Consider the following 5,499-nt stretch of genomic DNA (forward strand, 5'->3'; position numbering starts at 1 on the left):
CTTTTTCGTACCCTTTGTTCCGGGTTTTCAGGCACACGGAGCCTGAATGACCTAGGTCCTGCCAATGGCCGACAGCTCCTCAAGGCGCTCTTTGCTCTACAGCCACGGGTAGCTTCACGGTCGCACTGCGGATCGCGGTTTGGGCGAGATGCCGTCGATCAACCCGCGAATTCCTTATCCAGAAGACCGGTCACAGACCGTACCAGCGGGATCGAGACCCCGCTGGATTGAGTTCTTGATCAGATCAGAACTGAGTGATGGTAGCGGTGTTGCCAGACCCCTGCTGATCCAGGGTGGCGGTATTGTTGTCGCCGTTCTGGCTGACAACAGCCCAGTTTGCGCTACCGGCTTGGGTCAACGTTGCGGTGTTCTCACGGCCCCCCTGCACAATCGATGCCCAGCTGTTGTCGATTGCCGTCTGGGTGAGTGTCGCCGTATTGTCGATGCCGTTCTGGGTGACCAGAATGTCGCTGGTGGTGCCGGACTGCGAGAGTGTCGCGGTGTTTCCTTCGCCATACTGATTGACCGTTGCGGTCACGTAGTCGACTGACTGGGTCATGCTGAGGGTTTGATTTCTGCCGTCTTGCAGGATCGTCGCCCAGTCGTTCAGGCCGGATTGAATCAGCGTGGTTTCGTTGATCTCACCCCATTGGGTAAGAACGGCGTGAGAACCTTCTCCCGTCTGAGTGATGGTCGCCTCGTTGCCCAATCCGTTCTGGTTGGCGATTGTGTTAACGGTATCGGCCTCTTGAACGATCTTGCCCTTGTTGCCTGTGCCCCACTGGCTGAGCGAAGCATAATCACCCTCACCCTTCTGCAGCACGCGGCCTTCGTTCAGGTCGCCGGACTGATAGATGCCAGCGGTTCCCGCGAAACCGACCTGCTCCAGGTAGCCGAGGTTCTGGTTACCGTACTGGTTAATCTCTGCCCAAGAGCCGGAGGCATCGTTGTAAACGCCAGCGTTCTCGACATAGTAGCTGTGGCCTTGATAAAGTTGTGCGGTGTTTCCATCGCCGTTCTGAGTGATGGAAGCTTGGATATTGTCGCTCGTAAGAGCGAGTATTACAGCGATGCTGTTGCCGGTCTGGTGGATGTTTTGGCTGCCATTAGTTACGTCATCTTGATTAGCACGGGCGGACCCGCCTTGGTTCTGCGTGATTTTTTGGGTGCCATTGGTTACATACACTTGTTTGACACTGGCGTTTCCGCCGTGGCTCTGCGTGATGTTTTGGCTTCCACTGGTCACACCATCTTGATCCGCATGGGCGTATTCGCCTTGGTTCTGCGTAATGTTTTGGCTGCTATTGCCTACAGACCACCATTGAATAGCATTGGCATATCCCCCTTGGCTCTGCGTGATATTTTGGCTGCTATTGGATACCGACCACAATTGCTTGGCATTGGCGTATCCGCCATTGTCCTGCGTTACGGCTTGATGGCTGGCGTATGCCCAAATCTGCTGCGTGCCTGCAATCCCGCCGATACCTTTCTGGGTAATGCTGGAAGAGCTGTGCTCCTTTACCTCCGCCTGACCGATTGTCGCCCGACCGGCCTGACCATATTGGGTAACCGTTGCACTGCTGTCCTTTACACTCGAAGTCTGTTGAATGGTTGCATCGTTGCCGCCTGCGAGCGCAACACCGGCAACAGCCAGAAACGCGGTGGTCGAGACTGAGCTGAAAAACTTGATACGCATTGTTAACCCCTGCTTCGGAAATGCCGCGAAGGGAGTGTTAACAAATAATTAACGTCGAGAGGTCACCAATATTGATGAGCTTTCCGTCTTCTTGCATACAAGGTAAGCGAACAGGGTTAAGATTGCAGCGGATGACCGCCCCACAATTTTCGCGACGAGTTTTTTATAGGTGCTGCTTGGCGGCGAGGATACGAAATTCATATTCAATGAGCCGCCGAGGACACCCCTGCAGCAGACACAGCTATCTAGCTATCGAACGACAACCGGCTCGGATTCTGCTTGCTCGACTCCTAGTGCCAGATGGGTCTGACTCAAACTCGTTCTGGGTAAACTCGCGGCGGGAGATCACCGATGATCCAACATTTGGTCTCACGCCGAGTGCAGGAAACAGGAGGAACACCCATCTCAGGTTCATTCCACACCGCTATTGCTCGGCAACAAGGGCTTTGATGTCACCGTCGAGGTAATGCCTCTGGGCCTCGCCTCCCGCAAACATCTGCATGAATAGTGGGATCAGCATTTGAGCGCCGTGTTCGCTGAGATGGTCGTCGTCGAAATACAGTGGCACTCCATCCTTGTCGCCGTAGCAGAGATTTTTGTCGCAGAAATAAGGTGTTGGGTCGAGAATCTTCACGCCGCATTGCGTCGCCGCCATATCCTGCAATTCATGCGCCCATTTGCTTCTTTCTCGGTATTCTTTGACTGGCAATGTCACCCGACCACTCTCACCATAGAACGATGCACTGTGGGACATGGCTTCCGGTACGCTCTGTTGCATCTCCGGCGTTGAGCGCAACACAAAGACGGGTCTGTGCGCTGCAAGCTTGCATAAGGTTGCCAAGGCACCGTCACGCATCTGACGGCGGTAGTTGTCATTGAAGGTCGCCGGTAACGTATCCAGGTACATTCTCGGCTTGAAGTTTCCGAAGTCCAGCGCTTGCTCGAAGACCACGTTCATCCGGTTGACTACAAGCAGCGGAACTTGCTGCTCTTCTTTTTCTAGGCGGTCAATAGCACTATGGACAAATGCTCCACAAATATCACCGTGTAGAGCATTCGAATCTTTCAGGTTCTCGATGGTGGGGCAAGCACTCGACGTCCAGTCCAGCACATGCAAATGGCCGCTCGGCAAGGCTTTCTCCACCGAGCGGACCATCGATGCCGCATGGCTGTCGCCCAAAACAACAACGCCTAGTTTGGGGCCACCATAGGTGCACTCCTTGGGTGGCGCGGAGGGATCGCCCATGCACTCATCTCTGCGAGGGTTTTTGTCTTTAGCACCTGCAGCCATGCGCTCGATGGATTCAGGCATTCGGCCCGGTATTCCCCCCTTTTCCCAGACACTAGCGCTTGCTCCGCCTACGATGGCGAACGCGCCGATAATCACACTGATAGCAGGCACCGGCTTCAGTGCGGCAAATGACTTACGTGCGGGTGTTTCGACGAGTTTGTAGGAAATCCATCCCAGACAAGCCGTCGCAACCAGACTAGCGAGAATGGCTTTCAAGTCAGCTGAATTACCCAAGTACAGCAGCAACACGCTGACCGGCCAATGCCATAGATAAAGCGAATAGGAGCTATCGCCTATAAGTTGAGCCAGGCGGTTTCCTGTCCAGAATGAATCGTTGCGAGCAGCGATTAGTACAAACACCGCGCCAGCTGCCGGAACCAATGCATGAAATCCGGGCCAAAGGGTTTGTTCGTCAAACGCCAAAATGGCGACAGCGATCAAGATCAACCCCACTGCCTCAAGCAGTCTTCGCTGCAATGAATTTAAATCGAGATTGCCGTTTAGCATGAAAACCAGGCCGCCCGCCAACATTTCCCATGCGCGCCCGGGCAACAGGTAGAAGGCCGCGCTTGGCTTCCATGCCGTCAAAAATACGCATAACGCAAAGGACGCCAGCATACCCGCCGCCATGAGCCAGACCAACATCTTCCGGCTTGGGAAAAACCGCCAGAACGACATCAAAATGATTGGCAGAAGGATATAAAACTGCCACTCCACCGAGAGTGACCATGTATGCAACAGCCATTTCTCATGGCTGGCAATGTCGAAATATCCCGCCTCGCGCCAGAATTTGATGTTGGAAACGAACAGCAACGCAGGGATGGTATGGGACGACAGTCTCTCATAGTCCAAAGACGGAAGCCAGAACCATCCAAGCACCATCAATACTGTGCAAAGCACCAACAACGATGGGATAATGCGTCGTGCCCTCGCCAGCCAGAACTGCAACAAAAATGCCCCAAACGCACCGAGGCTTACGTGGCTCGAACCATTTTGCAGATGCCGAACAATGAGGCCCGTCATCAGAAAACCGGAGATTACAAAGAAAATATCAACGCCGACAAACCCGCCCGAAAACCCCGTCACGCCAAAGTGATAAAGTATCACAGGAACGACGGCCCACGCACGCAGCCCGTTGATGTCGCTTCTGAAATCTCTCATGCAACCCCACCATGTAAAACGCAACACCGACGGGAATGGGCCGCAATATTCATCCTTCCCAACCCCAGATAAATCTTACGGATTCATGCATTCCAGAATACGTTCATTTCACTTCTCGTTGATTTTTATGCAGGGTCGCTGCGATGCCCTCATATTTTCCATTCTTTCTCTTAAAGAAAGTATCGTGAATCTATGCAAAAAATCACCTATATTTTTTTGCCAAATAAATTACGAACTAATAAATGCAAAGAATTTATATTGTAATATAGATAAATATATCTCTATTCTATGCCAATTTCGGAAATCAATGATGGGATTTATATAAAATAAATACAGAGAAGAGCGTCGTCAAATCGGATGATATTTTGATTTTTTACACATAAGGTAGGTGGGTAATGTTAAAATGGCAGCATCAATCCATGGCGCGAATCTTGATAAGCCATCATGGCCTAAAGAATCAACCGGAATTGAATAGTCCAGAGCTTCGTAGCCGTCCTCACCAATGTTGGTGAGGACACTTACAACTTTTGCATATGGATTCGATCTTGCTGGCGAATCTCGATCCAAGGCGTCATCTAGGACGATCCGTCGAACCCGAGTTGAAATTATCCGGTATATAGCCACCATACGGAAGAATGTGACCCAATGACTACAGCAGACGACATCCAGAAAATCTATATCGCCTACTTCAACAGGCCAGCAGACTCGGCGGGCTTATCCTTCTGGAAGGACAAGGTTGACGGAGGGAGTGCTTCTCTCAGCGATCTGACGAACGCATTCTCCGGGACGGAGGAGTACAGAAATCTTTATTCTGGGACATCGAACTCTGCGATTGTCGAAAAAGTGTATCGTCACCGACGGTGCGTAGGTCCATGCCAAAACACCACGCCATGGTCGTGAGGACCGCGATGGCCACGAGCGGCGATGGAATGGCCTTCGTCACGTATGGAAAGAGGTAGATGATGGCGAGGCCGCCCGCGATCATGACGTAGGTAAGCGTCGGGACTCTGATGAGTTCGGGCAGCTGGGCCATGAAGATCAAGATCGCAAGTGCGTTGACGAAGCCCGTGATGACCGAGCGGGAGACGAAACGCATCACCCGGCCGAGCCTCAGCCATCCCGCGACGATCTGGATGAGGCCCATCAGGATGGTGGCGGCGAACAGATACTGAAGGCCGTGCTCCTTGACCAACGATATCATGACAACGGCGGTCGCCGCCGTGGCAGCAGAGATCATGCCCGGCCGACCGCCCAAAAAAGCGGCCACGCAGGCAATTGCGAAGGAGGCGTATAAGCCGACTTTGGGATCGACACCCGCGATCACTGAGAACCCTATGGCTTCCGGTATAAG

At 52.7% G+C, this 5,499-nt stretch carries 3 protein-coding genes and 1 pseudogene; 1 reads left to right on the top strand and 3 read right to left on the bottom strand.

Translation table 11 applies throughout. The features are described 5' to 3' along the window. Positions 1-244 precede the first annotated feature (244 nt). Both ACSQ3I_RS27890 and ACSQ3I_RS27895 read right to left on the bottom strand, forming a co-directional pair. Positions 245-1,696, bottom strand: coding sequence for a hypothetical protein (locus tag ACSQ3I_RS27890; protein WP_436004410.1), 1,452 nt, complete (start codon positions 1,694-1,696; stop codon positions 245-247). A gap of 424 nt (positions 1,697-2,120) precedes the next feature. Continuing rightward, positions 2,121-4,148 (bottom strand): acyltransferase family protein, encoded by a 2,028-nt coding sequence (locus ACSQ3I_RS27895; protein ID WP_436004412.1) that lies wholly within the window; start codon positions 4,146-4,148, stop codon positions 2,121-2,123. A 645-nt stretch (positions 4,149-4,793) separates the two neighbouring features. On the opposite strand from ACSQ3I_RS27895, the gene ACSQ3I_RS27900 reads away from it, so the two are divergent. Next, complete coding sequence (locus tag ACSQ3I_RS27900) at positions 4,794-5,048, top strand: DUF4214 domain-containing protein (RefSeq protein WP_436004414.1); 255 nt, start codon at positions 4,794-4,796, stop codon at positions 5,046-5,048. Here ACSQ3I_RS27900 and ACSQ3I_RS27905 read toward each other — a convergent pair. Then, positions 4,999-5,499 (bottom strand): annotated as a pseudogene (locus ACSQ3I_RS27905) (SulP family inorganic anion transporter); the annotation flags it as partial. The gene ACSQ3I_RS27900 and the pseudogene ACSQ3I_RS27905 overlap by 50 nt on opposite strands.

The organism is Rhizobium sp. LjRoot30 (assembly GCF_964253915.1).
In the GTDB taxonomy this organism is placed as follows: domain Bacteria; phylum Pseudomonadota; class Alphaproteobacteria; order Rhizobiales; family Rhizobiaceae; genus Metarhizobium.